Genomic DNA, 25,386 nt, shown 5'->3' with positions numbered 1-25,386 from the left:
CACCAAAATAGCAACATCCAGTGTTAAATAAAGCGGGTAAAACGCTGGGTGGCTCCTGGTGTCAGGGTGTTCCGGAGACCTGGCCGCAGTATAGGAGGATCACATTCTGATTACAATTCCCCTACAATCTCTTTGGTCACATTTAGGCTGAACAGTGATCAGTCTCACGAATTTCACAATTCATACATTTTTAATTATCTGATTTGACAAAAGATCAACATTTCAGTTACAAACAATCGCATTAAAGTCCTATGATGCACAAAAGTTATGGGGATACACTTTCCCCTAAGCTCAAGTTATGTAACATTGCCAATACAAGTAACACCAAGCATCAGGTTATTGGTTACCAAGAAGTTATGTCGTGACAGGAACTTTAACATCCTCGATGTGCAGCATGTCATGCCCCGACGCCACCGAATGGCCCAGTTCAGCATTTACTCTGTAACCCTGCACGACCAACGTTACCGCAGAGTGATGCTGTGAAGATTGTGGTTTTACGTAACAACATGGCTATTCTGGTGTCTAAGATCCTTACCTTAAAGGCGCTATGGAGACGAAATAATGACAGATAAAAAAGTGACGCTAACCCTACAAGATAATACTTCTGTTGAACTGGACGTGATGCAAGGCACGCTGGGACAAGATGTAGTTGATGTCCGCGCCCTTGGCTCACAAGGCCTGTTCACCTTCGATCCCGGCTTCACCTCTACGGCGTCCTGCGAATCTAAAATCACCTTTATTGATGGTGACGAAGGTATTCTGTTACACCGCGGTTTCCCGATTGATCAGCTGGCAACCCACTCTAACTATCTTGAAGTGTGTTACATCCTGTTAAATGGCGAAGCCCCGACCCAAGCCCAGTTTGAAGAGTTCCGCACCACCGTTACCCGCCACACCATGATTCACGAGCAAATCACCCGACTGTTCCACGGCTTCCGCCGCGATTCGCATCCAATGGCAGTAATGTGTGGTGTGACCGGTGCGCTGGCAGCGTTTTATCACGACTCATTAGACGTCAACATTGAACGTCACCGTGAAATCGCTGCGTTCCGCCTGTTGTCGAAAATGCCGACCATGGCAGCGATGTGCTACAAGTACTCGATTGGCCAGCCGTTTGTCTATCCGCGCAACGATCTCTCTTATGCCGGTAACTTCCTGCACATGATGTTCGCCACGCCGTGCGAAGAGTACAAAGTGAATCCAGTGCTGGAACGCGCGATGGACCGTATTCTGATTCTGCACGCCGACCATGAGCAGAACGCTTCTACCTCTACCGTCCGTACCGCAGGCTCTTCAGGCGCGAACCCGTTTGCCTGTATCGCCGCCGGTATCGCTTCACTGTGGGGACCGGCACACGGCGGTGCCAACGAAGCGACACTGCGCATGCTGGAAGAGATCAGCACCGTTGATCACATCCCTGAGTTTGTTAAACGTGCGAAAGATAAGAACGATTCGTTCCGTCTGATGGGCTTCGGCCACCGCGTGTACAAAAACTACGATCCACGTGCCACCGTGATGCGCGATACCTGTCACGAAGTGCTGAACGAACTGGGCATGAAAGATGATCTGCTGGAAGTGGCGATGGAGCTGGAACACATCGCGCTGAACGACCCGTACTTCATCGAGCGTAAACTCTATCCAAACGTCGATTTCTATTCAGGCATCATCCTGAAAGCGATGGGCATTCCGTCTTCCATGTTTACCGTTATCTTCGCGATGGCGCGCACCGTGGGCTGGATTGCACACTGGAAAGAGATGCACGACGAAGGCATGAAAATCGCCCGTCCGCGTCAGCTTTATACCGGTTACACCGAGCGTCCATTCACCTCGGCGCTGGATAAATAAGAGAAAGGCGGCCATCTGGCCGCCTTTTTTATAGCGCTACAACTGGCATCCAGGGCACCAGTAAAACGGCCGCGATGACAGCACACCCTTCTCAATCACCGCGCCGCACCGCCGACACTTTTTACCCTGCCGATGAAACACCTCGAAGCGAAACGCTGCTTCTTCATGATACTTCTTCATGCTGCCACGCATCTCGTATGACAAACGCGGCACCGCCAGCATCGCCTCACTTAACGCCGTCAGCTGCTGTTCGCTGAGGTCCTGCGCCCGATGCGACGCCAGCAATCCGGCATGCCACAAAATCTCCACGCGCAGATAATTGCCGAGGCCGGCCAAAAAGGCCTGATCAAGCAGCAAGCCGCTGAACTGGCGACGACGAAAACGCGGCGACAGCAAACGCTCGCGCACCTCTTCCACCGTTAAGCTGGCATCCAGCACATCCGGGCCCACGCGCTGCAAAAACGGATGCGCAGCTAAAGTATCGGCGTTGAGCAGCTCAATATCCGAGGCGCTATACAGCAAAATGGTTTTATCCGCCGTTGCGAGCCGAACGCGCAGCTGGCGCGTGGTATTCGGTTGCGTACCGGTTGGCACCACGCGCCACACGCCGTACAGCTGATTGTGGCTGTAGAGCGTCAAACCGTTGGAGAAGTGGGTGAGCAGCGCTTTACCGCGCGTTTCGAAGGCGTTGATGGTGGCATCCATCAGCGCCGGTTCGTAGGTTTTCAGCTGTGGAAAGGCAAACCACACATCGGTAAGGGGTTTGCCGACCATTGCCTCTGCCAGCTGATCCGCCGCGCGGCGGATCTCCGGTCCCTCAGGCATAACAACTCCTTTTAATGCGTAGCGCCACCGACGACGCGGATATCATTTTCGGTACTCAGGATCACCTGCAGCGAGGTTTCCAGCGCCTGAATCACGCTTGCAGTCGCCATGCTGGCCACGCCGGGATGGTGCACCGCTTGTTCCGGCATATACGGGATATGAACAAAACCGCCGCGCGCCTTGCTGTTGGTGGTGTGGATCCAGTGCAGCAGGCTGTACATCACGTGGTTACAGGTGAAGGTGCCGGCGGTTTGCGATACCGAGGCCGGCACACCCACTTCACGCAGCGCGGCAACTATCGCTTTGATCGGCAGCGTGGAGAAATAAGCCGCCGGGCCATCCGCCTCGATGGGCTGATCGATCGGTTGCTGCTGGTTGTTATCCGGTATGCGCGCGTCATCCACGTTGATCGCAACGCGTTCAACGGTAATATCGGCGCGGCCGCCGGCTTGCCCGACGCACAACACGCGGTCGGGTTGAATCTCCTCCAGCGCGCGCGTCAGCACTTCACCGCAAGTGGCAAATACCACCGGCAGTTGGCGCACCACAATGCGTGCACCGGCGATCTCTTTGCCGTCGAAGGTGCGCACCGCTTCCCACGAAGGGTTGATGTTTTCGCCACCAAAAGGCTCAAACGCCGTCATTAACACCGTTTTCATTGCAACCTCACAAGAACATCAGGAAGTAGAGCAGGAAAATATTCACTACCAACAGTAGCACACCGGTTGGCACCTGAGCCTTGATCACCGCGTTGCGGTCCGGCAGCTCCAGCAGGCGCGCCGGCACAATGTTGAAGTTGGCCGCCATCGGCGTCATCAGCGTGCCGCAATAGCCGGAGAACATCCCAATCGCCGCCATTACCGCTGGATTGCCGCCGTGCTGCAGTACCAGAATCGGAATACCAATGCCGGCGGTCACAATCGGGAAGGCGGCAAACGCATTGCCCATCACCATGGTCAGCAATGCCATGCCACCCGCATATACCGCGACGGCAATCAGGCGATTATCTACCGCCAGATACTGTTCGGTGAGATGCGAAATTGCCGTGCCGACACCGGCGCTGGTGAACAGCAGGCCAAGCGTGGCCAGAATCTGCGGCAGAATAAACGCCCAACCCACCGCATCCAGCAGGCGACGGGTTTCCTGCATCGACTGCAACGGCTTTTCATGGGTGATTTTCAATGCGATCAGCCAGCCCAGCAGGCAGCCAATCATCATGGAGAACAGCGTCACCAGCGTGGCGTGATTGCCGGGACCAAACACCGTATCCTGCAAACCGGGAATATGGTTAAACGCCAGCACGCCAATCACCGTCACCAGTGGAATCGCCAGCGCTGGCAGGAACAGTTTGTTGTGCAGACGTTTAGCACTTTCCTGTTTCTGCTCATCGCTGCGCTGATGATAACGCCCCAGACGCACGCCGCCGAAACCGGCAATTAGCGCCATCAACACCACGGCCACGCCCACGCCGATATGCAACCAGCGGCGGCCCAGTTCCGCATCGCCCGCCCATTGTCCCATTAGCTGATAAGCACCGTCGCCAATCAGGAAAATCAGGCCATACAGTGCCCAGAACAGACCGGTGGTAAAACGGCGCGGGTTAGCGCTGTCACGCCATGAAAGCACGGCAACCACCAGCAGGATCACACCTGCCAGCCACATCAAATATTGTTGCTGGAACATTACTTCGCTCCTTTGGCGTTCAGCGCCTGCTGGTTCAACGCGCCCAATTCACGCGACAGCTGGCGATCAAGACGCACCAGACGAGCTGAATGAATGAGGAAAGCACAGATAGCGGTAGGAATGCCCCACAGCGCGATATGCAGCGGTTCGGTGCTGATACCGGCAGATTCCTGCATGAAGTTATGCATGAAGATAATCGCGCCAAAGGCAACGAAGATATCCTCGCCAAAGAACAGACCGATGTTATCGGTCGCCGCAGACATGGCGCGCAGACGATGGCGCACTTCTGGTGGGACGTCCCCGTAGCGGTTCTCCGTGGCACCTTCGGCCATCGGCGCCAGCAGCGGACGCACCATTTGCGGATGTCCGCCCAGGCTGGTTAAGCCCAGCGCGGCGGTGGCTTCACGCACAAACAGGTAGACGATCAGCAAGCGACCCGCGGTGGCGGTTTTGATCTGCGCGATCCAGCTTTGCGCCCGCTCTTTCAGGCCATGACGCTCCAGCAAACCGATAACAGCCAGCGGCAGCAGCAGAATCAGCGGCAGGTTACGCGTATTGAGGAAGCCAGAACCGAGTTTTTCCAGAATGTCTGCCAGCGGCAGATGCGCCGCCAGCCCGGTGACGAAACCCGCCACAATCACCACCAGCACCGGGTTAAAGCGCAGCACAAAACCCAGAATGATGGCGGCAATGCCCAGCAGCGGCCAGAGGTTTACCACGTTATCCATGTTGTTCCCTTATGTGAAAAGACAAAGCCCGGCGTGATGCCGGGCAATGAGTAAAACGTTATGCGCTGGTGACCGCAATCTGACTGGTCGCAAATGCCGCGCGCAGCGTGCGGGCGAATTGCAGCGCGTGTGCGCCATCACCGTGTAAACAGACGGTTTCGGCGTTAACCTTGACCCATTCTCCGCTGATGCTCTGCACCTGACGCTGCTGCACCATCGCCAGCGTTTGCGCCAGCGCCTGATCGGCATCTTCAATTATTGCTTGCGGCTGGCTGCGTGGCACTAACGCCCCGCTCGCCAGATAGCCACGATCGGCAAACACCTCTTCGCGGGTGCGCAGACCATGATGCGCCGCCGCAGCAATCGACGCGCTGCCCGCTAATCCGACCAGAATCAATCCGCTATCCACGGCTTTTACCGCGCGCGCGATAGCATCCGCCAGTTGCGGATCGCCCGCCGCCTGGTTGTACAGCATGCCGTGCGGCTTGACGTGTACCAGCCGTTCGCCTTCGCTCTCGGCAATGCTTTTCAGCGCACCAATCTGGTAGATCATCTGCGCATACACCGTTTCCGGCGGCAGCTGCATGGCGGTACGGCCAAAGTTTTCCCGATCGGGGAAACTCGGATGCGCGCCAATCGCCACGCCAGACGCTTTCGCCCAGCGCACCGATTGCAGCATGGTTTGCGCATCACCAGCGTGGAAGCCGCAGGCGATATTGGCTGAACTCACCAGCGTCAGCAGCTCCCGATCGCTGGCGCTGCCTTCGCCGAGATCGGCGTTAAGATCAATCTTCATGGGCCAATCCCCAGGCTATTTGGTCGAAGGAACGCTGTTGATGCTGTTTGGCGTGTATCGCGTCTTCCAGCGTGCAGTGGATAAAGTGAATCGGTTCGCCGAGACGAATTTGCGCCAGATGATAGAGATCGGCTTCGATGATGCAGGCAATGCGCGGATAGCCGCCGGTGGTTTGTGCATCCGCCATCAACACAATCGGCTGGCCATTGGGCGGCACCTGTACCACGCCGGGCACTAAACCGTGCGACAGCAAATCGCGCGTCGCATCGCGATGCAGTTGCCGTCCCTGCAGGCGATAACCCATGCGATTACTTTGCGGACTGAGCTTCCACGGGCTGCGCCAGAAACCCTGCTGCGCCTCACGCGAGAACTCGTTATATTCCGGGCCCGCTAAGGCGCGGATGCGGTTGCCCCACAGCAGTTGACGCACGCCGGCTTTGTCTTTGAAGTCGCGCGTCGGTTTACCCAACGGCAGCTCATCGCCATCCTGCAGTTTACGTCCCTGCCAGCCGCCGAATGCCGCCTTGAGATCGGTACTGACCGAACCGAGCATGTCCGGCACGTCAAAACCACCGTTGACCGCCAGATAACTGCGCATGCCGCGCGTTGGCTTTGCCAGCGTCAGCACCTGCCCTTTTTTCACCGGCAGACGCCAGCCGGTCCAGACCGGTTTGCCATCCAGATCGGCATTGCAGCCCGCGCCCGTCAACGCAAACCAGCCATCACGGGTAAACTGCGTTTTAAATTGTCCCAGCACGATTTCCAGCACCGCGCTCTGCTCGGGGTTGCCCACCAGCATATTGGCGGTGCGCATTGCCGGTTGATCGAGCGCGCCGCCCACGCTGATGCCATATTGGCGGAAGCCGGTGCGGCCGTGGTCTTGCAGCGAGGTCATCATGCCCGCGCGGAGAATTTTCAACATACGCCCTCCTGCTGCGGCACAAAACGCACGCTATCGCCGGGGCGTAACAGTGTCGGCGGATGCTGAAGCGGGTCGAACAGGCTGAGCGGCGTATGGCCAATCAGTTGCCAGCCGCCGGGCGCGGCTAAGGGATAGATGCCGGTTTGGCTGCCGCCGATGCCCACCGAGCCGCTCGGCACCAGTACGCGCGGTTCAGCGCGGCGCGGCGTGTGTAAACGCTCATCCAGGCCACCGAGATAAGGAAAACCAGGCTGAAAGCCGATAAAATAGACCACATAATCGATGCTGCTGTGCAGTTCTACCGCTTGCCTGGGCGTCATGTTGGCGCGCTCCGCCACCTCCTGCAGATCCGGCCCGCCTGCGCCGCCGTACACAACTGGAATCTCGACGCGGCGCGATTCCGGCAGCTGCGCTTCGCTCTCTTCCCACCAACGCTGCAAACGCTCAATCGCGTCCAATGCATTGCGTTGCGGATCGCGCAGCAGCAACGTCAGGTTGTTCATGCCAGGAATCACTTCCTCAACCTGCTCGTTTTTCTGCAGTCGCTGACACAATCCCCAGATGCGCTGCTGGCTGGTCAACGAAACCGGTGGCTCCAGTTCCAGCACCACAGCGCGCTCACCTAGCAGATAACAACGTGCTCGTTGCAAAAACAACCTCCTGGTAAAAGTCTTACATGTCGCAGAACGAATGTTGCAGGATCGCCATTCATAGCGAACGAACTTCTCGTTTATGCGTAAAGGCCATAAGTTATGCGAAAGTGACAGAGATGTGTCAACAGATTTGCGCCCTTAACGCAGGTTAAGGGCGTGAGAGGGAAGAAATCAGGCAGGATTGTCGATGTCGATAAAGGTCACATCAAGGCCATGATGGGCAGCTAACCATTCGCCCAGCGCCTTGATGCCGCCGCGTTCGGTCGCGTGGTGTCCGGCGGCAAAGAAGTGCAAACCTTGTTCGCGCGCGCTGTGGATGGTTTGCTCGGAGACTTCGCCGGTGATAAAGGCATCGACGCCAAAGGCTGCCGCGCTATCGATAAAGCCCTGACCGCCGCCGCTGCACCAGGCAACGCGCTTGATCAATGCCGGCGCGTTATCGCCACAGTGCAGCGGTGTGCGACCTAAACGTTGAGCAATTTTTTCCGCCAGCGCCGCGCCACTCAGTGGTTGTGCCAGCTCGCCCCACGGCACCAGTGGCTGAATCTCGCCTTTCACTGCAATATCAAACAGACGCGCCAGCTGCGCGTTATTACCCAACTCGGGATGCGCATCCAGCGGCAGATGCCAGCCATACAAATTGATATCATTGGCCAGCAGCGTGCGCAGACGCTGGCGCTTCATGCCTTTAATCACCGGCGCTTCGCTTTTCCAGAAGTAACCGTGATGCACCAGCACCGCATCGGCGTTGCGCTTCACCGCCTCATCCAGCAGCGCCTGACACGCGGTTACGCCAGTGATGATGGTTTTCACCTCGGCGCGCCCTTCCACCTGCAAACCGTTCGGCGCGTAATCGCTGAAGGCGCTGTTATTCAGCTGCTGGTTAACGATCTGTTCTAACTCGACATTATTCATTACGGCTCCCTGACCGCCTCAGGCCGCGCTGCGAGCGCGCTCAAAGGCGTCTAGTGTCTTTTTACGTGCGTCCTTATGTTCCACGATTGGCGCGGGATAATCGAGTTTGTTGTTATTTTTCTGCGCCCACACTTGCGGCTGATGGATATCGCTGTCGGGCACGTCGCTGAGTTCCGGCAGCCACTGACGGATAAAGTCGCCCTGTTTATCAAAGCGCTCGCCCTGCGTGGTGGGATTGAAGATACGAAAATAGGGCGCGGCATCGGTGCCAGTTGACGCGGCCCACTGCCAGCCGCCATTGTTGGCGGCCAGATCGCCATCGATCAGCTGCTGCATGAAATAACGCTCGCCTTCACGCCAGTCAATCAACAGATCCTTTACCAGGAAACTGGCAGTAATCATGCGCAGTCGATTATGCATCCAGCCGAGCGTGTTGAGCTGGCGCATCGCCGCATCAACAATCGGATAACCGGTTTTGCCCTGTTGCCAGGCTGTGAGATGTGCGTCGTTTCGCTGCCAATCCACGTTGCGCGTCCAGTCGACAAACGGCTGATGCTTACACAGCGCCGGAAACGCCACCATCAGATGACGATAGAATTCGCGCCAGATCAGTTCGTTCAGCCAGGTAAAGGCCTTACCCTCGTTGAGCGCATCGGGATGCTCTTTGAGCACGCGATGAAGACATTGGCGCGGCGACAGCACGCCAGTGGTCAAATAAACCGATAGGCGGCTGGTGCCGTCAATGGCCGGTAAATCACGCTGATCCGGATAATGCTGCACCGCCTGTTTAGCGAAATGGCGCAGCTGTTTTAACGCCGCCTCTTCTCCCGCCGGGAACAGACTTTCATCAAAGGCTTCACAAGGATAATCAAAAGCGGGAATCTTCTTTTCGATACTAATGGGCGCACCATCACGCGCTTTCGGTGCCTGATGGCACTCCGGTAAGCCCTGATGTAAACGACGAACAAAGGCTTTGCTGAACGGCGTGAAAACTTTGAACATGGTGTTGCTGCCGGTTTGCACGCTGCCCGGCGGCAACAGCAAGCTGTCATCGAATCCCTGACATACTACGCCCTGCGCATCCAGACGTTTCTCCGCCTGCGCATCGCGTTCACGCTCGTTGATTTCGTACTGGTAGTTGTAGAACAGCGCATCAACCCGTTGCTGCTGGCAAAATTTCGCCAGATATTCAATCGAAGCGGCAAAGTCATCACACTGATGGAAATGCAGAGGAATGCCGCGTTCAGCCAATGACTTCTGCAACAAACTGAGACTTTGCTGGATGAACGCCGCCTGCTTTGGCGCCATATGGTGTTGCTGCCACTGCTGCGGTGTGGCGATAAACAGCGCAATCACTTTGGCCTGGCCATCGCGGCAGGCAGCGGCCAGCGCCATGTTGTCATTGATGCGCAAATCGTTGCGCAGCCAAACTAAATGGGTGGTCATAAATCCCCGAAATTATTGGCCGTAGCGCAAACGCAGCGCTTCCGGATAAGGATCAAAATAGCGCTGCTGTGCCAGCCACGGATGCGGGTATTCCGCCATGTAATGTTTCAGCATGGTGATCGGTGCTAACAGCGGCTGTACGCCCTGACGATAACGGTCAATCAGTTGCGCCAGCTCCTGACGCTGCGGCGAACTCAACTGCGGACGGAAGTAGCCTTGTACATGCATCAGCACGTTAGTGTGATTGCGTCGTGATGCCTGATGTGACATCAGGTGCATCAGACGACTGCGGTACTCAAAGGCGTAATCCTCCAGCGAATCCCACTGGTCCATCGCCGCGACAAAGCGGCCCATCTCGCGGTACTCATCCTGCGCATGAGAAAGCAGCAGCAATTTGTAGCGACTATGGAAGGCCATCAGCTTGTGGCGCGATAATCCGCTGCGCCACATTTCGTTGAATTCGTGCAGCGCATAGACGCGGCCGATAAAGTTTTCGCGGATAGCGTCATCATGCAGACGACCATCCTCCTCCAGCGGCAGCCACGGCATCTCTTTCTGTAAAAATGCGGTAAACATGCCGGTGCCCGCTTTACGATTGTTGTTGGTTTCAGGCTCGTAAACGCGGACACGTTCCAGCCCACAGCTAGGGGATTTGGCACAGAGGATGTAGCCGCACAGATGATGTAGCGACTTCACGCGTTCGGCGGACCAGCGCTGCATCTTTTCCGTCACCTCTTCGCCGCCATCTTTGCTGAAACAGAGATGGATGTTTTCATCGCTCTCTTTTACCAGGCGCAAAGCCGGACGCGGCGTCGGTAAGCCAATCGCCATTTCGGGACATACAGGTTCAAAGCGCACAAATGGCACGAGTTCGTCCGTGGCGAAAGCAAAACGTTTATGGCCACCATCAAATCGGACGTTATCCCCGAGCAGGCAAGCGCTGATACCAACAGGAATTTTCTCGCTCATACTTGTACAACCTCATAAATCTTGTAGAGGTTTTAAGTGTAGCTGAAATGCGCGGAGATAACAGCGGCAACGCGCGGTGGGCGTGAAAATTATCGATAAAAAAACCGGCGCTTCACGTGAAGTCGCCGGGTTAATAGTGCGTTAAAATCGCTTACCAGTGAATGCCGGCAGCCGCTTCAGACTGCGCCAGCCAGACGGGTTTCGTGCTGGTTTTGCACCACATACGATGCAGGTAACTGTACAAACGTGCGCGATCTGAGCGGAATAACATCACTGGCAGCGCCAGCAAACCGATTGCTACCACCAGCACGCGGCGCAGTACGATTTTATACAGTGGATATGCGCGATCCATCTTTGGCCCCCTTGTGGTAAACATTGCGTTGAAATGTGATCTGGTTCAGATATTACCCGTTATTGTGTAATTTTACTACTCATCCGACCACTATATTTGCGCTTTTTTTCAGCAATTTGTGTGGTGGTGAAAGTTAGTTACAAGATTGTGAATTAAACGATCCATTTAAGTTAAAAACTTCGTGACGGACGCCGGGCCGCTTTATTGCTAAAGTGATACGTTAACTTTTTTGCCGCTGGAGGCAGCGTGACGACCATCTTGATAGTGGAAGATGAAAAAGAGATTCGCCGTTTCGTGCGCCTTGCGCTGGAGAGCGAAGGCCTTAAGATTGTGGAAGCGGAGCAACTGCAGCGCGGCCTGATTGAAGCGGCGACGCGTAAGCCGGATCTGGTGATCCTCGATCTCGGCTTGCCGGATGGTGATGGCAATGACTTTATCCGTGAAGTACGTCAATGGAGCAGCATGCCGGTGATTGTGCTGTCGGCACGGAGCGATGAGCAGGATAAGATCGATGCGCTGGACGCGGGTGCGGATGATTATCTCACTAAGCCGTTTGGCATAGGTGAACTGCTGGCGCGCGTGCGCGTGGCGCTGCGTCGCCATCAAAGCAACCAGCCAGAACCGATTGTGAAATTTGGCGAAGTGAGCGTCGATTTGGCGGCGCGCCGTGTACTGCGCAACCAACAGGAAGTGCATCTGACACCGACTGAATTCCGCCTGCTGAGTTTGCTGGTGAACAACGCCGGAAAAGTGCTGACCCAGCGTCAATTACTGAATCAGGTTTGGGGGCCCAATGCGGTGGAACACAGCCATTATTTGCGCATCTATATGGGGCACTTGCGGCAGAAGCTGGAAGCGAATCCCACGCAGCCCAGCCATTTGCTGACCGAAACCGGTATCGGCTATCGATTTATGCCATAAAAAAAGGCCGCTAAGCGGCCTTTTCTCTTCACTGCCCAATCAGGCGTTTTTCAGTACTTCGCTAACAATCTCAACCGCTTCTTTCTCGATTTGCTGACGATGTTCAGCACCCAGGAAGCTTTCGCAGTAGATTTTGTACGCGTCTTCTGTACCTGATGGACGCGCGGCGAACCAGCCGTTTTCCGTCATCACTTTCAGACCACCGATTGACGCACCGTTACCCGGCGCGGCAGTCAGGCGTGCGGTGATCGGATCACCCGCCAGCGTATCTGCGCTCACCATTTCGGGTGACAGCTTAGACAGCGCGGCTTTCTGTGCAGAAGTCGCCGGAGCTTGCAGACGGTTATAGCTTGGCGCACCAAAGCGTTCGGCCAGCTCGTCATAGTGCTGCTGCGGATTCTTGCCAGTTACCGCCGTGATTTCAGCAGCCAGCAGGCATAGAATGATGCCGTCTTTATCGGTTGACCAGGCTGAGCCATCGAAACGCAGGAAGGATGCGCCCGCGCTCTCTTCACCGCCGAAACCGAAGCTGCCATCGAACAGACCATCAACGAACCATTTGAAACCAACCGGCACTTCCACCAGCTTACGTCCAATGTCGTTGACCACGCGGTCGATCATTGCGCTGGAAACCAGGGTTTTCCCTACAGCAACGTCTTTGCCCCACTGCGGGCGATGCTGGAACAGGTAGTTGATCGCCACCGCCAGATAGTGGTTCGGATTCATCAGACCCGCAGGCGTGACGATGCCGTGACGGTCGTAATCAGGATCGTTACCAAAGGCCAGATCGAATTTGTCTTTGTACGCCAGCAAACCGGCCATCGCGCACTCGGATGAGCAGTCCATACGCACCACGCCATCTTTATCCAGATGCATGAAGCGGAAAGTCTGATCGATCGCATCGTTCACGATGGTCAGATCCAGTTTGTAGTGCTCAGCAATGCGCTGCCAGTAAGCAATGCCGGAACCGCCTAACGGATCGACGCCAATTTTCAGGCCGGCTTTCTGGATGGCGGCGAAGTCAATCACCTGCGCCAGACCTTCAACGTATGGCTGGATCAGATCCTGCTCAACGATGTGGCCGCTCGCCCATGCCTGATCCAGCGGCAGACGTTTCACGTCTTTCAGCTCGCCTTTGATCAGCTGGTTAGCGCGATCTTCCACCACTTTGGTAACGTTGGTATCAGCCGGGCCACCGTTTGGCGGATTGTATTTGATACCACCATCTTCCGGTGGATTATGCGAAGGCGTGATAACGATGCCGTCCGCCTGCGCGCCGCAGCGTTTGTTGTACTCAAGAATCGCGTTCGAGATTGCAGGCGTTGGCGTGTAGCCATTGTCCTGCTGAACAATTACGTCCACGCCATTAGCGGCCAGCACTTCCAGCACCGACAGAATCGCTGGCTCAGACAGTGCATGCGTGTCTTTACCGACGTAGCACGGACCGGTGATGCCATTCTTTTTACGCTCTTCAGCAATCGCCTGCGCGATCGCCAAAATGTGCTGTTCATTGAAGCTTTGGCGTCCCGCGCTACCGCGGTGGCCTGAAGTGCCAAATTTCACCGCATGATCCGGATTCGCCACATCGGGCTTCAGGACGTAATACTGCGAGGTTAATTGTGCAACGTTAATCAAATCGCTCTGCTGGGCAGGCTGCCCGGCACGGGGGTGATTGGCCATTGGCGCTTCTCCCTGACGCTTCAGTTAAATGGTGCCGCGAACTTTCTCTGTCAGTTCCTGTGGGAACTGCATAGCCAGCATGATGTGTTCCACCATGCTGCATTTGCGACCTGTATTGGTGTTCGTGATCACCCAGTACGGTGTGCCGGGAACGTGCTTCGGCTTGGTATGGGTGCCATTTTGCAGCAGCGTGTGCTCGTCGCCCGCAAAGTAGACGCGGGTACGGCCCTGCAGCGAGGCAGTAGCTTCAGCAAACGCAGCCGGATCAAGACGATAGAGCGTTGACAGTACCAACATGAAGCGGTTAACCGCCTTATTCTGCTCGGCATATTCATCGGAAAGTAGCAGCTCTCGTACCGCACGGACGCGATCCTGAGGACGCGCTTCACGGCTGGCAGGTTGCGCTTCTTTCATTGATGCACCAGCGGCGGGCGCAGCGGGTGCGCTCTGTCCGGCGGTGAACTTCAACATGCGGCGCAAAATATCTGAGGCGCTTTCACCAATGTGCTGCGTGTGGCTGGCAATATAACGGTAGAGTTCTTCGTCAACTTCAATCGTTTTCATCTTTTTCCGTACGATTCTGGCAAATGACAGAACCACGCATTATTGCAACGGCCTTAGCAAAATCCAGTCGTGCAAAACGTGAGCGGGTTCTAACATAAGGATTATAAAGTTAAATCCGTGGCAGCCGATAGCGTTGGCAACGTTTACGGGCAAAAGTCGGAATATGCCCTAATGCCCACCGGCCTGACTGCTGGACAGGTGAATCCATGATAACCTAAGCCAAGGTCACAACCGTAAGAACTTTAGCCATGATTTTGAACGCCCGTCTGCAAACTGAACAATCTGCCTCCGATGCCACGCCGATTCTGTTGATCCATGGTCTTTTTGGCAGCCTTGATAACCTTGGCGTGCTGGCGCGTGGGGTGCGTGATGCACGTCCGACGCTGCAAGTTGACGTGCGCAATCACGGCTTGTCGGCGCGTAGCGATGAGATGAATTATCACGTGATGGCGCAGGACATTGTCGAAACGCTGGATGCGCACCATATCGATCGCGCGGGAGTGATAGGACACTCGATGGGCGGCAAAATCGCCATGGCACTCAGTGCAATCGCGCCGGAGCGTATTGATAAAATGGTAATGATCGATATCGCGCCCGTTGATTACCAAACGCGCCGCCATGACGAAATTTTTGCCGCTATTCGGGCCGTGAGCGCCGCGGGCGTCACGCGCCGCAGCGAAGCCGCTGAAGTAATGCGTCAGCATATTGATGAAGAAGGCGTGATCCAGTTCATCCTCAAATCTTTCGCAGAGGGCGAATGGCGCTTTAATGTGCCGGTGCTGTGGGATAACTACAGCACCATTTCCGGCTGGGAAGAGATTCCTGCGTGGCCGCATCCGGCGCTGTTTATCCGCGGCGGCGACTCGCCTTATCTGGATAATCAGCATCGCGATGCGCTGCTGCGTCAGTTCCCGCAGGCACATGCACATGTGATCAGCGGTGCTGGACACTGGGTGCACGCCGAGAAACCCGATGCGGTGTTACGCGCCGTTCGGCGTTTTTTTAACCTGTAAAAGCAAAAGCTTGCCGCTTGCGCTTTAGGGTTGGCGTCAGGGAAGGCGCTGGAGTATGATGTCGCGCTAAAAATTTGCCACGGATATTTTTTCGCCGTGGTCGGGCCGATAATGTTTTAATCGCGCAGCGCCTTTCCGCCGTTCGCGCCCACTCAGTTTTACAAACCATGGCAAAAGAACAGACAGACCGCACTACGCTTGATCTCTTCGCAGACGAGCGGCGTCCTGGTCGCCCGAAAACCAGCCCGCTGACGCGTGATGAACAGTTACGCATCAACAAACGCAATCAGCTCAAGCGCGATAAAGTGCGTGGGCTGCGTCGTGTTGAGCTGAAGATGTCGAGCGAGGCGGTTGACGCCCTCAGCACGCTGGCCGATCAGCAAAACATCAGTCGCAGCGAATTGATTGAACAAATGCTGCTGGCACAGCTCAAACTGTCGTAACGCGCGGAGACCGCACGCTGGAACACAAAGTCACGGCTTTATACGTTCCGCACTTTTTACCGGTCTGCTATTATTCGCATAACTGTGCAGTCAACTGACTTACTTTCACAATCAGGATTTAAGAGGTTACCTAACCCATGGCAATCGTAGGCATTTTCTTCGGCAGCGATACCGGCAACACTGAAAACATTGCAAAGATGATCCAGAAACAACTGGGTAAAGATGTCGCCGAAGTGCATGACATTGCTAAGAGCACCAAAGAAGATCTCGAAGCGTTCGACATCCTGCTGCTGGGTATCCCAACCTGGTATTACGGCGAAGCGCAGTGTGACTGGGATGATTTCTTCCCGACGCTGGAAGAGATTGATTTCAATGGCAAGCTGGTAGCGCTGTTTGGTTGTGGCGATCAGGAAGATTACGCCGAGTACTTCTGTGATGCGATGGGCACTATCCGTGACATCATTGAGCCGAATGGTGCGGTGATCGTCGGTCACTGGCCAACCGAAGGCTATCACTTCGAAGCCTCTAAAGGCCTGGCCGATGACAAAAACTTCCTTGGTTTGGCCATTGACGAAGACCGTCAGCCGGAATTGACCAACGAACGCGTTGAGAAGTGGGTGAAGCAGATCTTTGATGAGCTGCAGCTCAAAGAGATTATTGAAGCTTAATTCCCTGCTCTGCCCGATGTGCGCACTGCCTCACATCGGGTAACGGAATTTCCTATAAAAATAATAGCTACGGTTTTTTAACTTTTCCCCGCAAATCTGTAGAATACCCGCAATGGTCATCCGCTTATTCCTCTGGCAGTAGAATGAGGCTGAGTGAAATGGAATCCAAAACCCAAGCGTCTTGAAGACGTTAGTGACGATATCCTTACAACCTTTGGTGATTAAGGACGTTGCCTTGGTTTTCATTTCACTGCTTGAGTTCTATAATGAGACGCAAATGAGAATGCGCGTTGACCTAAACATTCAAGGCCCCTGCGCCGCAAGTGACTAGCAAAGTAACAGGACAATATCCGCATGACTGACAACAACTCCGCATTGAAGAAGGCTGGCCTGAAAGTCACGCTACCCAGACTGAAAATTCTGGAAGTGCTTCAGGGACCCGGCCCAGAGTCCCATCACGTCAGTGCGGAAGATTTGTATAAGCGCCTGATTGATATGGGCGAAGAGATTGGTCTGGCAACGGTGTATCGCGTTCTTAACCAGTTTGACGACGCGGGCATCGTAACCCGTCACAACTTTGAAGGCGGCAAATCTGTCTTCGAACTGACTCAGCAGCATCACCACGATCACTTGATCTGCCTGGATTGTGGCAAAGTTATAGAATTCAGCGATGAATCAATCGAAACGCGTCAGCGTGAAATTGCCACTCGCCACGGCATTAAGCTCAGCAACCACAGCCTGTACCTGTACGGTCATTGTGCTCTGGGAGACTGCCGCGAAGACGATACGCTCCACGATAAGTAATTGAGTGTGCTATGCAGTATAAAAAAAACCGGCGCTTGAGCCGGTTTTTTTATGCCTGTAATCAGGCGACAAGCGTTTCCTGCAGGTAGCGCCAGCGCGGAATGGCGGTGCTGCAATCCAATACCGCCAGTGAAATGCGGCTCTGATTGATGCCGTTCATCATCTGTAATTCACGATACTGAATCGTCACTTCCTCGCTTTGCTGCGAGATGATGGCGTGCTCACTGGTGGCAATGCGCATGCCTTCACGCTGCCCCTGCAACTGGCGAAACAGCACTTCCATTTCATTGAGGTCCAATCGTTTGCCTTGCGGCGTGACCATTTTGAACTCGGGATGAAAGTGCGACAAAAACAGATCAATGCTGTCGTCACTGCCTTCCGCCTGATTGAAAATACGTTCAATAAGCTGATGTAAAACCACCACGCTATGCCTGGCTTCCTGGGCGAGAGTTGTCATTTTTTTTCCTTAGATAAGCCGCAGAGCACCGTCTGAGAGCGCATAGCCTACCTGAAAAAAAGTTTTTCACACTGCCAAATGGGTTAATTTTTCTAAAGTCAGAATAGTCGCAAATAGGGAATTAAAGGCGGATTGAGGCGTGCAGCATAAAAGGTCGTATCTGGCCAAATTGAGATAATAAAAAAGGGCGATTGCTCGCCCTTTCATGATCTTATCGTGCTCGCGACTAAAACTATTAATCGCCGATTTTTGCCCAGGTATCACGCAAACCTACGGTGCGGTTAAACACCAGCCTGGAGGGCTGTGAATAGACGCTATCAGCACAGAAATAGCCTTCACGTTCGAACTGGTACGGTGCCATCGAATCGGCAGCACGTAAACCAGGCTCAACGAAGCCCTGTTTGATTTCCAGTGAGTTTGGGTTGATGGTGGTGAGGAAATCCTCAGCCGCGCCCGGATTTGGCACACTGAACAGACGATCGTACAGGCGGAATTCCGCTGGCAGCGCGTGGATTGCAGAAACCCAATGGATAACGCCTTTCACTTTACGGCCATCGGCCGGATCTTTGCTCAGCGTATCAACGTCGCAAGTACAATAGATGCAGGTAATATTGCCTTCAGCATCCTTCGCCACACGTTCGGCACGGATCACGTAAGCATTACGCAGACGCACTTCTTTACCCAGCACCAAACGCTTGTACTGCTTGTTGGCTTCTTCACGGAAGTCAGCGCGATCGATCCACACTTCACGGCTGAATGGCACTTCACGCGTGCCCATCTCCGGTTTGTTCGGATGATTCGGCATAGTGATGATCTCATCGTGACCTGCAGGCAGGTTCTCGATCACCACTTTCAACGGATCCATTACCGCCATCGCACGCGGTGCGTTTTCATTGAGATCGTCACGAATGCACGATTCCAGTGAAGCCATCTCCACGATATTGTCCTGTTTGGTCACACCAATACGGCGGCAGAACTCACGGATAGAAGCGGCGCTATAACCACGACGACGCAGACCCGAAACGGTTAGCATGCGCGGATCGTCCCAGCCTTCTACCACCTTCTCGCTCACCAGCTGAGTCAGTTTACGCTTCGACATCACCGCATATTCCAGATTTAGGCGTGAGAACTCGTACTGACGCGGATGAACCGGAATGGTGATGTTATCCAGCACCCAATCATACAGACGACGGTTATCCTGGAACTCCAACGTGCAGAGAGAGTGCGTAATGCCTTCGATCGCATCCGAAATGCAATGAGTGAAGTCGTACATCGGGTAGATGCACCACTTGCTGCCGGTCTGATGGTGATCGGCAAACTTAATGCGGTACAGCACCGGATCGCGCATCACGATAAAGCTGGACGCCATGTCGATTTTGGCACGCAAACAGGCTTTGCCCTCTTCGAAACCGCCATCGCGCATCTTCTGGAACAGCGCCAGGTTTTCTTCCACGCTGCGATCGCGGTATGGGCTGTTTTTACCCGGCGCCGTCAGTGAACCGCGATACTCACGGATCTCATCCGCCGAAAGTTCATCAACGTAAGCCAGACCTTTGTTGATCAGCTCAACCGCATAGTTGAACAGTTGGTCGAAGTAGTCTGAGGAGTAACGAATGTTGCCGCTCCACTCAAAGCCCAGCCATTGCACGTCACGCTTAATGGATTCGACAAACTCCAGATCTTCTTTAACTGGGTTAGTGTCGTCGAAACGCAGATTGCACTGACCTTGATAGTCTTGCGCGATACCAAAGTTCAGGCAGATAGATTTCGCATGGCCAATATGCAGATAACCATTGGGCTCAGGCGGGAAACGGGTATGCACACTGTTGTGCTTACCGCTCGCCAAATCTTCGTCGATGATCTGACGAATAAAGTTCGTTGGGCGGGCTTCAGCCTCACTCATCTCAAAATCCTCAAAAACTATAACGGGTGATTTGTACCACGAAGTAACGGAGTATGATCCACAAAGCGCAGGAGGGAAACAACCGTTTGTTGGTCGTTTTAAAACAAAAAAGGCAGGAATCGCTTCCTGCCTTCTGGCTCAATCACAAGGACTTAGCCTTTAACCTCGTACAGCGGGGTTTCGCCTGCAACCACTGAACCGGTTGCCAGTAAATTCAGACCAGCGAAATCATCGCTATTGCTGACCACAACCGGACTGATCATCGAGCGGGCGTTGGCATTGAGGAAGTCCAGATCCATTTCCAGGATTGGCTGACCTGCAGTGACCGTTGCGCCCTCTTCAACCAGACGCGCGAAGCCTTTGCCTTCCAGCGCTACTGTATCCAGCCCCATATGTACCACGATCTCGACGCCGTTTTCCGCCTCAAGGCAGAACGCATGGTTGGTATTGAAGATCTTCACCACGGTTCCGGCGGTTGGCGCAACCACGGTTTTGCCGGTTGGCTTGATGGCCAGACCATCACCGACTGCCTTGCTGGCGAATGCTTCGTCAGGCACATTTTCCAGCGCAACTATGTCACCGGTTACTGGCGCCAGCAGCGTAGCGATCACGGCTTTTTCGCTGTTCAGCACCGCCTGCGGTTTTACTGCAGCAGCAGGAGCAGCCGTTGACGCCGCGGCAGATGCCGCAACTGGACCTTTGCTCAGTACGGTTTTCATTGCTGTTGCAATGCTTTCCGCCTGCGTACCGACAATAACCTGTACGCTCTGCTTGTTCAGACGAATCACACCTGAAGCGCCGAGACGTTTAGCGACACCTTCATTAACCTGCGCGGAATCTTTAACGTTCAGACGTAGACGTGTGATACAGGCATCGATGTTGGTCAGGTTTTCTGAGCCACCTACCGCCGCAATATAACGACGCGCCAGAGATTCAGTTTGGCTTTCACCGTTGCCGCTGTTATCGACATTGACGTCATAACCATCGGTTTCATCGCCCGCAGAGAGTTCGCGGCCCGGCGTCATCAGGTTGAATTTCTGGATGGTGAAGCGGAATACCACGTAGTAGATAACGAAGAACACCAGACCTTGTGGGATCAGCATCCACCAGTGCACCGCCAGCGGGTTACGCGTTGACAGCACCATATCCACCAGACCCGCACTGAAGCCGAAACCGGCAATCCACTGCATGCTCGCGGCGATGAAAACTGAAAGACCGGTCAGTGCCGCGTGAATCACATACAGCACCGGCGCCACGAACATAAAGGAGAATTCCAGCGGTTCAGTGATACCCGTAAAGAAGGCGGCAAAGGCCGCCGCCAGCATAATGCCGCCGACTTTAGCGCGGTTTTCCGGGCGTGCACAGTGGTAAATTGCCAGCGCTGCACCTGGAAGACCAAACATCATGATTGGGAAGAAGCCCGCCTGATAACGACCGGTGATGCCTGGGATACCTGTACCTTCAGCGATAGACTGCGCGCCGCCAAGGAATTTAGGAATATCGTTGATACCGGCAACATCGAACCAGAATACCGAGTTCAATGCGTGGTGTAAGCCAACAGGAATCAGCAGACGGTTAAAGAAGGCGTAGATGCCCGCACCGACGGAACCCAGCTTCTGAATATGCTCACCAAAACATACCAGTCCACCGAAAATGATCGGCCAGATATACATCAGAATGAACGCAACCAGGATCATCAGGAACGATACAAGGATCGGCACCAGACGGCGACCGCTAAAGAAGGACAACGCTTTTGGCAGTTCAACATGACTAAAGCGGTTATAGACTTCAGCAGAAAGAATCCCGACAAGAATGCCAACAAACTGGTTATTAATTTTACCGAAGGCAGCGGGAACTTGCTCCACCGGCATCTTCTGAATCATTGCCACCGCTGCCGGAGAACAGAGTGTGGTCACAACAAGAAAGCCGACAAAACCGGTTAACGCTGCAGCGCCGTCTTTATCTTTTGACATACCGTATGCCACACCAATGGCAAACAGCACTGGCATATTGTCGATGATTGCCGAACCGGATTTGATCAACAGTGCTGCCAGCGCATTGCCTGCGCCCCAGCTATCTGGATCAATCCAGTATCCAACGCCCATCAAGATTGCCGCTGCCGGCAGAGTCGCTACCGGCACCATAAGCGCGCGGCCGACCTTTTGCAGATATCCTAGAATACTCACCTTATTCTCCCCCTATGAGACTGGCGTTTTGCCGTGGCGAAGGTTGATTTTATTATCCCGTCGCCCGGTACCTTGATGACACTTTTCACCACGAGGCGCAGTGTAAAGATAAATTAATTCGCCTCGCAAATTAAAACCACTACAACTGTGACTTTAATCACCAAAATGGTGGTTTGATAATGCGAAATGCTAGCCAGCACCACAAGCTTATTTTATGATAAAAAATATCGAGTCGCACTTATCCCTGGTGGCTACGCTTAAACGCATTACGCTTAAGGGCAAAAACTGTCAGAGAAACGGCAACTCCACATTTCCAATCTTAATTGAGGTGAAGACATGAGACTGATCCCTTTGGCCACACCGACCCAAGTGGGTAAATGGGCTGCACGCCACATTGTTAACCGCATTAATGCGTTTAAGCCTAGCGCAGAACGTCCCTTCGTGCTGGGTCTGCCAACCGGTGGAACACCGCTGGAAGCTTACAAGCACCTGATCGATATGCACAAAGCGGGCCAGGTTAGTTTCAAGCACGTTGTCACCTTCAACATGGATGAGTACGTTGGCCTGCCAAAAGAGCATCCGGAAAGTTACCACAGTTTCATGTACCGTAACTTTTTCGATCATGTTGATATTCAACAGCAAAATATCAATCTTCTGAATGGTAATGCCGAAGATATTGACGCAGAATGTCGCCAATACGAAGAGAAGATCCGCGCTTACGGCAAAATTAACCTGTTTATGGGCGGCGTGGGCAACGATGGTCACATCGCCTTTAACGAACCGGCTTCTTCCCTCTCCTCACGTACCCGCATCAAAACCCTGACGCACGATACGCGTATTGCAAACTCACGCTTCTTTAATGGTGATGTGGATCAGGTGCCGAAATACGCCCTGACGGTCGGTGTCGGTACGCTGCTGGATGCTGAAGAAGTGATGATTCTGGTTACCGGCCACTTGAAAGCGCAAGCGCTGCAGGCTGCGGTTGAAGGTAACGTCAACCACATGTGGACCATCAGCTGCCTGCAGCTGCATGCCAAATCTGTCGTGGTATGTGACGAGCCAGCCACCATGGAACTGAAAGTGAAAACCGTGAAATATTTCCGCGAAATGGAAGCGGAAAATATGAAAGGTGTGTGAAAACACGTTGTAACAAAACCTGCTGCTTTCAGGCAGCAGGCTTAGCCGGGAGAGAGAAACGATGTACGCATTAGTGAACGGCCGGATTTTTACTGGTCATGAAATTCTGGACAATCATGCAGTTGTGATTGCAGATGGCCTGATTGAGCGCGTGTGTCCGCGTGATGCCCTGGACGCGGCAATTGCACAGCAGGATGTGGCTGGTGCGTTTATCGCTCCTGGTTTTATTGATTTGCAGCTTAACGGCTGCGGCGGCGTGCAGTTCAATGATGACATCAATGCGTTAAGCGTTGAAACGCTGGAGATCATGCAGCGCGCCAACGAGAAATCAGGCTGCACCAGCTATTTGCCAACACTGATTACCAGCACCGATGCGCTGATGAGACGCGCAGTCGAAACCATGCGCGCTTACCTGGCCAAGCATCAGAATCAGGCAATCGGCCTGCATCTGGAAGGTCCGTGGCTGAATAAAGCTAAAAAAGGTACGCACAATCCTGAATTGATTCGCCTGCCGGATGCCGAGCTGGTGGATTTCCTCTGCGCCAATGCCGACGTCATCACTAAAGTCACGCTGGCACCTGAAAATACGGGCAGCGAGGTGATTCGTCAGCTGCGTGATGCCGGCATCATCGTGTCAGCGGGTCACTCCAACGCGACCTATGAAGAAGCAAAAATTGGCTTCAGCGCGGGCGTCAGCTTTGCTACGCATCTCTACAATGCCATGCCAACCTTCGCTGGACGTGAGCCAGGTCTGATCGGTGCGCTGTTTGATTCGCCTGATGTATACTGCGGCATCATTGCGGATGGTTTACATGTCCATTACGCTAATGTGCGCAATGCAAAACGCATTAAAGGCGACAAGCTGGTGTTAGTGACGGATGCCACAGCACCGGCGGGCGCATCGATTGATCAATTTATTTTTGCAGGCAAAACAATATACTATCGCGATGGCCTGTGCGTTGACGAGAACGGTACGCTCAGCGGTTCTGCCTTGACCATGATTGAAGCGGTGCAGAACAGCGTTGAACATTGCGGTATCGCTCTTGATGAAGCGCTGCGTATGGCGACGCTCTATCCAGCGCAGGCGATGGGTGTGGAGAAGCAGTTAGGCACGGTCGAAGCAGGAAAAGTCGCCAACCTGACTGTCTTTACCCGCGATTATCAAATCACTAAGACGTTCGTCAACGGAGACAACGTCCTCAGCGAGTAAGCATTGAATGACCACTGGCGGCCAGTCTCAAATAGGAAATGTTGATCTTGTTAAACAACTCAATAGTGCAGCCGTTTATCGGCTAATCGATCAGCAGGGGCCAATTTCGCGCATTCAGATTGCCGAACACAGTCAGCTTGCGCCCGCCAGTGTCACCAAAATTACCCGCCAGCTCATTGAGCGCGGCCTTATCAAAGAGGTGGAGCAACAAGCCTCCACCGGTGGGCGTCGCGCGATCTCCATCATTACTGAAACCCGTCATTTTCATACTATCGGCGTGCGCTTAGGGCGTAATGACGCGACGTTGACGCTGTTTGATCTGAGCGGGAAATCGCTGGCGCAGGAAGATTATCCGCTGCCCGAGCGCACGCAGGAAACGCTGGAGAACGCGCTGTTCAATGCCATCAGCGCCTTTATGGCCGCGCATCAGCGTAAGATTCATGAACTGATTGCTATCTCGGTGATTCTGCCCGGATTGGTCGATCCCATTAACGGCATCATTCGCTACATGCCGCACATCGCGGTAAGTCATTGGCCGCTGGTTTCCAGCCTGAAAAAACGCTTCAACGTCACCAGCTTTGTTGGTCATGACATCCGTAGCCTGGCGCTGGCCGAGCACTACTTCGGTGCAAGTCGCGATTGCGCAGACTCCATTCTGGTGCGTTTGCATCGCGGCACCGGTGCCGGAATCATCGCCAACGGCCACATTTTCCTCGGCAGTAACGGCAACGTGGGCGAGATTGGCCATATTCAGGTTGATCCGCTGGGTGAACGCTGCCACTGCGGTAACTTTGGCTGCCTGGAAACCATTGCGGCTAATGGAGCGATTGAAAACCGTGTGCGTCACTTGCTGAATCAAGGCTATCCCAGCTCATTAACCTTGAATGATTGCCTGATGCCGCAGATTTGTCGCGCCGCTAATCATGGCGACGCGCTGGCGTGCGAAGTGATTGAATATGTCGGCCGCTATTTAGGCAAGGCGATTGCTATCGCCATCAACTTGTTCAATCCGCAAAAAGTGGTGTTGGCCGGTGAAATCACTGAAGCCGATAAAGTGCTGTTTCCTGCCATTGAAGGGTGTATCAATACGCAGACGCTGCCTGCCTTCCGTAAAAATCTGCCGGTGGTGCGTTCCGAGCTCGATCATCGCTCGGCGATTGGCGCCTTTGCGTTGGCAAAACGCGCAATGCTGAATGGCATTTTGCTGCAACATCTGCTGGAAGAGTAATCACCAGCCTGCTGTCAAGCAGGCCCGACCGGATGCAA

25 protein-coding genes are annotated in these 25,386 nt (G+C 54.1%); 9 read left to right on the top strand and 16 right to left on the bottom strand.

Annotated features, from left to right (window positions below; genetic code table 11):
* Window positions 1-561: 561 nt before the first annotated feature.
* The gene (locus K5Y33_RS01695; protein WP_008107361.1) at window positions 562-1,845 is read left to right on the top strand and encodes a citrate synthase; all 1,284 of its coding nucleotides are present in this window, start codon (window positions 562-564) and stop codon (window positions 1,843-1,845) included.
* A 36-nt stretch (window positions 1,846-1,881) separates the two neighbouring features.
* Here the strand turns inward: K5Y33_RS01695 and nei are convergent, their stop codons facing one another.
* From nei to K5Y33_RS01640, 11 genes are all read right to left on the bottom strand, one after another.
* The gene (gene nei / locus K5Y33_RS01690) at window positions 1,882-2,670 is read right to left on the bottom strand and encodes an endonuclease VIII (protein ID WP_101763219.1); all 789 of its coding nucleotides are present in this window, start codon (window positions 2,668-2,670) and stop codon (window positions 1,882-1,884) included.
* 11 nt (window positions 2,671-2,681) lie between these two features.
* Window positions 2,682-3,329, bottom strand: a complete 648-nt coding sequence (gene pcp, locus K5Y33_RS01685) for a pyroglutamyl-peptidase I (protein ID WP_222233143.1) — start codon at window positions 3,327-3,329, stop codon at window positions 2,682-2,684.
* Between the two features lie 7 nt (window positions 3,330-3,336).
* The gene (locus tag K5Y33_RS01680; RefSeq protein WP_110865739.1) at window positions 3,337-4,353 is read right to left on the bottom strand and encodes a DUF979 domain-containing protein; all 1,017 of its coding nucleotides are present in this window, start codon (window positions 4,351-4,353) and stop codon (window positions 3,337-3,339) included.
* Window positions 4,353-5,081 carry a DUF969 domain-containing protein gene (locus K5Y33_RS01675; RefSeq protein ID WP_222233142.1) on the bottom strand — a complete coding sequence of 243 codons (729 nt, stop codon included), beginning with the start codon at window positions 5,079-5,081 and terminating at the stop codon, window positions 4,353-4,355. Before K5Y33_RS01675 ends, K5Y33_RS01680 begins: the two co-directional genes overlap by 1 nt.
* Before the next feature lie 58 nt (window positions 5,082-5,139).
* Window positions 5,140-5,877 carry a 5-oxoprolinase subunit PxpA gene (gene pxpA, locus K5Y33_RS01670; RefSeq protein WP_222233141.1) on the bottom strand — a complete coding sequence of 246 codons (738 nt, stop codon included), beginning with the start codon at window positions 5,875-5,877 and terminating at the stop codon, window positions 5,140-5,142.
* Window positions 5,867-6,799 (bottom strand): 5-oxoprolinase subunit PxpC, encoded by a 933-nt coding sequence (pxpC, locus tag K5Y33_RS01665; protein ID WP_222233140.1) that lies wholly within the window; start codon window positions 6,797-6,799, stop codon window positions 5,867-5,869. Before pxpC ends, pxpA begins: the two co-directional genes overlap by 11 nt.
* Entirely contained in the window at window positions 6,793-7,449 is a 657-nt protein-coding gene (gene pxpB, locus K5Y33_RS01660) for a 5-oxoprolinase subunit PxpB (RefSeq protein ID WP_222233139.1), read from the bottom strand. Before pxpB ends, pxpC begins: the two co-directional genes overlap by 7 nt.
* A gap of 174 nt (window positions 7,450-7,623) precedes the next feature.
* Complete coding sequence (locus K5Y33_RS01655) at window positions 7,624-8,367, bottom strand: type 2 GTP cyclohydrolase I (RefSeq protein WP_110865734.1); 744 nt, start codon at window positions 8,365-8,367, stop codon at window positions 7,624-7,626.
* A gap of 18 nt (window positions 8,368-8,385) precedes the next feature.
* Entirely contained in the window at window positions 8,386-9,813 is a 1,428-nt protein-coding gene (phrB, locus tag K5Y33_RS01650; RefSeq protein ID WP_222233138.1) for a deoxyribodipyrimidine photo-lyase, read from the bottom strand.
* 12 nt (window positions 9,814-9,825) lie between these two features.
* A complete protein-coding gene (locus tag K5Y33_RS01645; RefSeq protein WP_101763228.1) occupies window positions 9,826-10,782 on the bottom strand; it encodes a 2-thiouracil desulfurase family protein in 957 nt (318 codons plus the stop codon).
* Window positions 10,783-10,933: 151 nt separating this feature from the next.
* The gene (locus K5Y33_RS01640; protein ID WP_008107019.1) at window positions 10,934-11,134 is read right to left on the bottom strand and encodes a YbfA family protein; all 201 of its coding nucleotides are present in this window, start codon (window positions 11,132-11,134) and stop codon (window positions 10,934-10,936) included.
* Window positions 11,135-11,380: 246 nt separating this feature from the next.
* Here K5Y33_RS01640 and kdpE point away from each other — a divergent pair, with 246 nt between their 5' ends.
* Window positions 11,381-12,055 (top strand): two-component system response regulator KdpE, encoded by a 675-nt coding sequence (gene kdpE / locus K5Y33_RS01635; RefSeq protein WP_101763229.1) that lies wholly within the window; start codon window positions 11,381-11,383, stop codon window positions 12,053-12,055.
* 39 nt (window positions 12,056-12,094) lie between these two features.
* Here the strand turns inward: kdpE and pgm are convergent, their stop codons facing one another.
* Entirely contained in the window at window positions 12,095-13,735 is a 1,641-nt protein-coding gene (pgm, locus tag K5Y33_RS01630) for a phosphoglucomutase (alpha-D-glucose-1,6-bisphosphate-dependent) (RefSeq protein WP_222233137.1), read from the bottom strand.
* Between the two features lie 24 nt (window positions 13,736-13,759).
* Window positions 13,760-14,299: a replication initiation negative regulator SeqA gene (seqA, locus tag K5Y33_RS01625; RefSeq protein WP_110865729.1), complete on the bottom strand. Its 540-nt coding sequence runs from the start codon at window positions 14,297-14,299 to the stop codon at window positions 13,760-13,762.
* 248 nt (window positions 14,300-14,547) lie between these two features.
* Here seqA and ybfF point away from each other — a divergent pair, with 248 nt between their 5' ends.
* The 4 genes from ybfF (at window position 14,548) to fur (ending at window position 17,227) form a co-directional block, all read left to right on the top strand.
* On the top strand, window positions 14,548-15,312 hold the full coding sequence (gene ybfF, locus K5Y33_RS01620) for an esterase (RefSeq protein WP_222233136.1): 765 nt from the start codon (window positions 14,548-14,550) through the stop codon (window positions 15,310-15,312).
* Window positions 15,313-15,479: 167 nt separating this feature from the next.
* The gene (gene ybfE / locus K5Y33_RS01615) at window positions 15,480-15,755 is read left to right on the top strand and encodes a LexA regulated protein (RefSeq protein ID WP_007890670.1); all 276 of its coding nucleotides are present in this window, start codon (window positions 15,480-15,482) and stop codon (window positions 15,753-15,755) included.
* 137 nt (window positions 15,756-15,892) lie between these two features.
* The gene (gene fldA / locus K5Y33_RS01610; RefSeq protein WP_110865727.1) at window positions 15,893-16,423 is read left to right on the top strand and encodes a flavodoxin FldA; all 531 of its coding nucleotides are present in this window, start codon (window positions 15,893-15,895) and stop codon (window positions 16,421-16,423) included.
* Between the two features lie 354 nt (window positions 16,424-16,777).
* Complete coding sequence (fur, locus tag K5Y33_RS01605) at window positions 16,778-17,227, top strand: ferric iron uptake transcriptional regulator (protein ID WP_007890672.1); 450 nt, start codon at window positions 16,778-16,780, stop codon at window positions 17,225-17,227.
* Between the two features lie 61 nt (window positions 17,228-17,288).
* On the opposite strand, the gene K5Y33_RS01600 is transcribed toward fur, so the two are convergent.
* From K5Y33_RS01600 to nagE, 3 genes are all read right to left on the bottom strand, one after another.
* The gene (locus K5Y33_RS01600; RefSeq protein ID WP_101763235.1) at window positions 17,289-17,684 is read right to left on the bottom strand and encodes a hypothetical protein; all 396 of its coding nucleotides are present in this window, start codon (window positions 17,682-17,684) and stop codon (window positions 17,289-17,291) included.
* A 235-nt stretch (window positions 17,685-17,919) separates the two neighbouring features.
* Window positions 17,920-19,587 carry a glutamine--tRNA ligase gene (gene glnS, locus K5Y33_RS01595; RefSeq protein WP_101763236.1) on the bottom strand — a complete coding sequence of 556 codons (1,668 nt, stop codon included), beginning with the start codon at window positions 19,585-19,587 and terminating at the stop codon, window positions 17,920-17,922.
* A 152-nt stretch (window positions 19,588-19,739) separates the two neighbouring features.
* The gene (gene nagE / locus K5Y33_RS01590; RefSeq protein ID WP_222233839.1) at window positions 19,740-21,767 is read right to left on the bottom strand and encodes an N-acetylglucosamine-specific PTS transporter subunit IIBC; all 2,028 of its coding nucleotides are present in this window, start codon (window positions 21,765-21,767) and stop codon (window positions 19,740-19,742) included.
* 342 nt (window positions 21,768-22,109) lie between these two features.
* On the opposite strand from nagE, the gene nagB reads away from it, so the two are divergent.
* The 3 genes from nagB (at window position 22,110) to K5Y33_RS01575 (ending at window position 25,348) form a co-directional block, all read left to right on the top strand.
* The gene (gene nagB, locus K5Y33_RS01585) at window positions 22,110-22,910 is read left to right on the top strand and encodes a glucosamine-6-phosphate deaminase (protein WP_110865725.1); all 801 of its coding nucleotides are present in this window, start codon (window positions 22,110-22,112) and stop codon (window positions 22,908-22,910) included.
* 61 nt (window positions 22,911-22,971) lie between these two features.
* On the top strand, window positions 22,972-24,120 hold the full coding sequence (nagA, locus tag K5Y33_RS01580; RefSeq protein WP_222233135.1) for an N-acetylglucosamine-6-phosphate deacetylase: 1,149 nt from the start codon (window positions 22,972-22,974) through the stop codon (window positions 24,118-24,120).
* Window positions 24,121-24,127: 7 nt separating this feature from the next.
* Entirely contained in the window at window positions 24,128-25,348 is a 1,221-nt protein-coding gene (locus tag K5Y33_RS01575; protein WP_137385370.1) for an N-acetylglucosamine repressor, read from the top strand.
* The last annotated feature ends 38 nt before the right edge of the window (window positions 25,349-25,386 follow it).

Origin of the sequence: Pantoea sp. DY-17, assembly GCF_019795975.1 — a bacterium.
Classification (GTDB): Bacteria; Pseudomonadota; Gammaproteobacteria; order Enterobacterales; family Enterobacteriaceae; genus Pantoea; species Pantoea leporis.
Note: the sequence above shows the minus strand (reverse complement) of the source record. Positions and strands in the feature narration are given on the sequence as shown.

Excerpts from the sequence above, each read along its gene's own strand:
- K5Y33_RS01695 (WP_008107361.1), top strand. The coding sequence starts at position 562 with ATGACAGATAAAAAAGTGACGCTAACCCTACAAGATAATACTTCTGTT.
- nei (WP_101763219.1), bottom strand. The coding sequence starts at position 2,670 with ATGCCTGAGGGACCGGAGATCCGCCGCGCGGCGGATCAGCTGGCAGAG.
- pcp (WP_222233143.1), bottom strand. The coding sequence starts at position 3,329 with ATGAAAACGGTGTTAATGACGGCGTTTGAGCCTTTTGGTGGCGAAAAC.
- K5Y33_RS01680 (WP_110865739.1), bottom strand. The coding sequence starts at position 4,353 with ATGTTCCAGCAACAATATTTGATGTGGCTGGCAGGTGTGATCCTGCTG.
- K5Y33_RS01675 (WP_222233142.1), bottom strand. The coding sequence starts at position 5,081 with ATGGATAACGTGGTAAACCTCTGGCCGCTGCTGGGCATTGCCGCCATC.
- pxpA (WP_222233141.1), bottom strand. The coding sequence starts at position 5,877 with ATGAAGATTGATCTTAACGCCGATCTCGGCGAAGGCAGCGCCAGCGAT.
- pxpC (WP_222233140.1), bottom strand. The coding sequence starts at position 6,799 with ATGTTGAAAATTCTCCGCGCGGGCATGATGACCTCGCTGCAAGACCAC.
- K5Y33_RS01655 (WP_110865734.1), bottom strand. The coding sequence starts at position 8,367 with ATGAATAATGTCGAGTTAGAACAGATCGTTAACCAGCAGCTGAATAAC.
- phrB (WP_222233138.1), bottom strand. The coding sequence starts at position 9,813 with ATGACCACCCATTTAGTTTGGCTGCGCAACGATTTGCGCATCAATGAC.
- K5Y33_RS01645 (WP_101763228.1), bottom strand. The coding sequence starts at position 10,782 with ATGAGCGAGAAAATTCCTGTTGGTATCAGCGCTTGCCTGCTCGGGGAT.
- K5Y33_RS01640 (WP_008107019.1), bottom strand. The coding sequence starts at position 11,134 with ATGGATCGCGCATATCCACTGTATAAAATCGTACTGCGCCGCGTGCTG.
- pgm (WP_222233137.1), bottom strand. The coding sequence starts at position 13,735 with ATGGCCAATCACCCCCGTGCCGGGCAGCCTGCCCAGCAGAGCGATTTG.
- seqA (WP_110865729.1), bottom strand. The coding sequence starts at position 14,299 with ATGAAAACGATTGAAGTTGACGAAGAACTCTACCGTTATATTGCCAGC.
- ybfF (WP_222233136.1), top strand. The coding sequence starts at position 14,548 with ATGATTTTGAACGCCCGTCTGCAAACTGAACAATCTGCCTCCGATGCC.
- ybfE (WP_007890670.1), top strand. The coding sequence starts at position 15,480 with ATGGCAAAAGAACAGACAGACCGCACTACGCTTGATCTCTTCGCAGAC.
- fldA (WP_110865727.1), top strand. The coding sequence starts at position 15,893 with ATGGCAATCGTAGGCATTTTCTTCGGCAGCGATACCGGCAACACTGAA.
- fur (WP_007890672.1), top strand. The coding sequence starts at position 16,778 with ATGACTGACAACAACTCCGCATTGAAGAAGGCTGGCCTGAAAGTCACG.
- K5Y33_RS01600 (WP_101763235.1), bottom strand. The coding sequence starts at position 17,684 with ATGACAACTCTCGCCCAGGAAGCCAGGCATAGCGTGGTGGTTTTACAT.
- glnS (WP_101763236.1), bottom strand. The coding sequence starts at position 19,587 with ATGAGTGAGGCTGAAGCCCGCCCAACGAACTTTATTCGTCAGATCATC.
- nagB (WP_110865725.1), top strand. The coding sequence starts at position 22,110 with ATGAGACTGATCCCTTTGGCCACACCGACCCAAGTGGGTAAATGGGCT.
- nagA (WP_222233135.1), top strand. The coding sequence starts at position 22,972 with ATGTACGCATTAGTGAACGGCCGGATTTTTACTGGTCATGAAATTCTG.
- K5Y33_RS01575 (WP_137385370.1), top strand. The coding sequence starts at position 24,128 with ATGACCACTGGCGGCCAGTCTCAAATAGGAAATGTTGATCTTGTTAAA.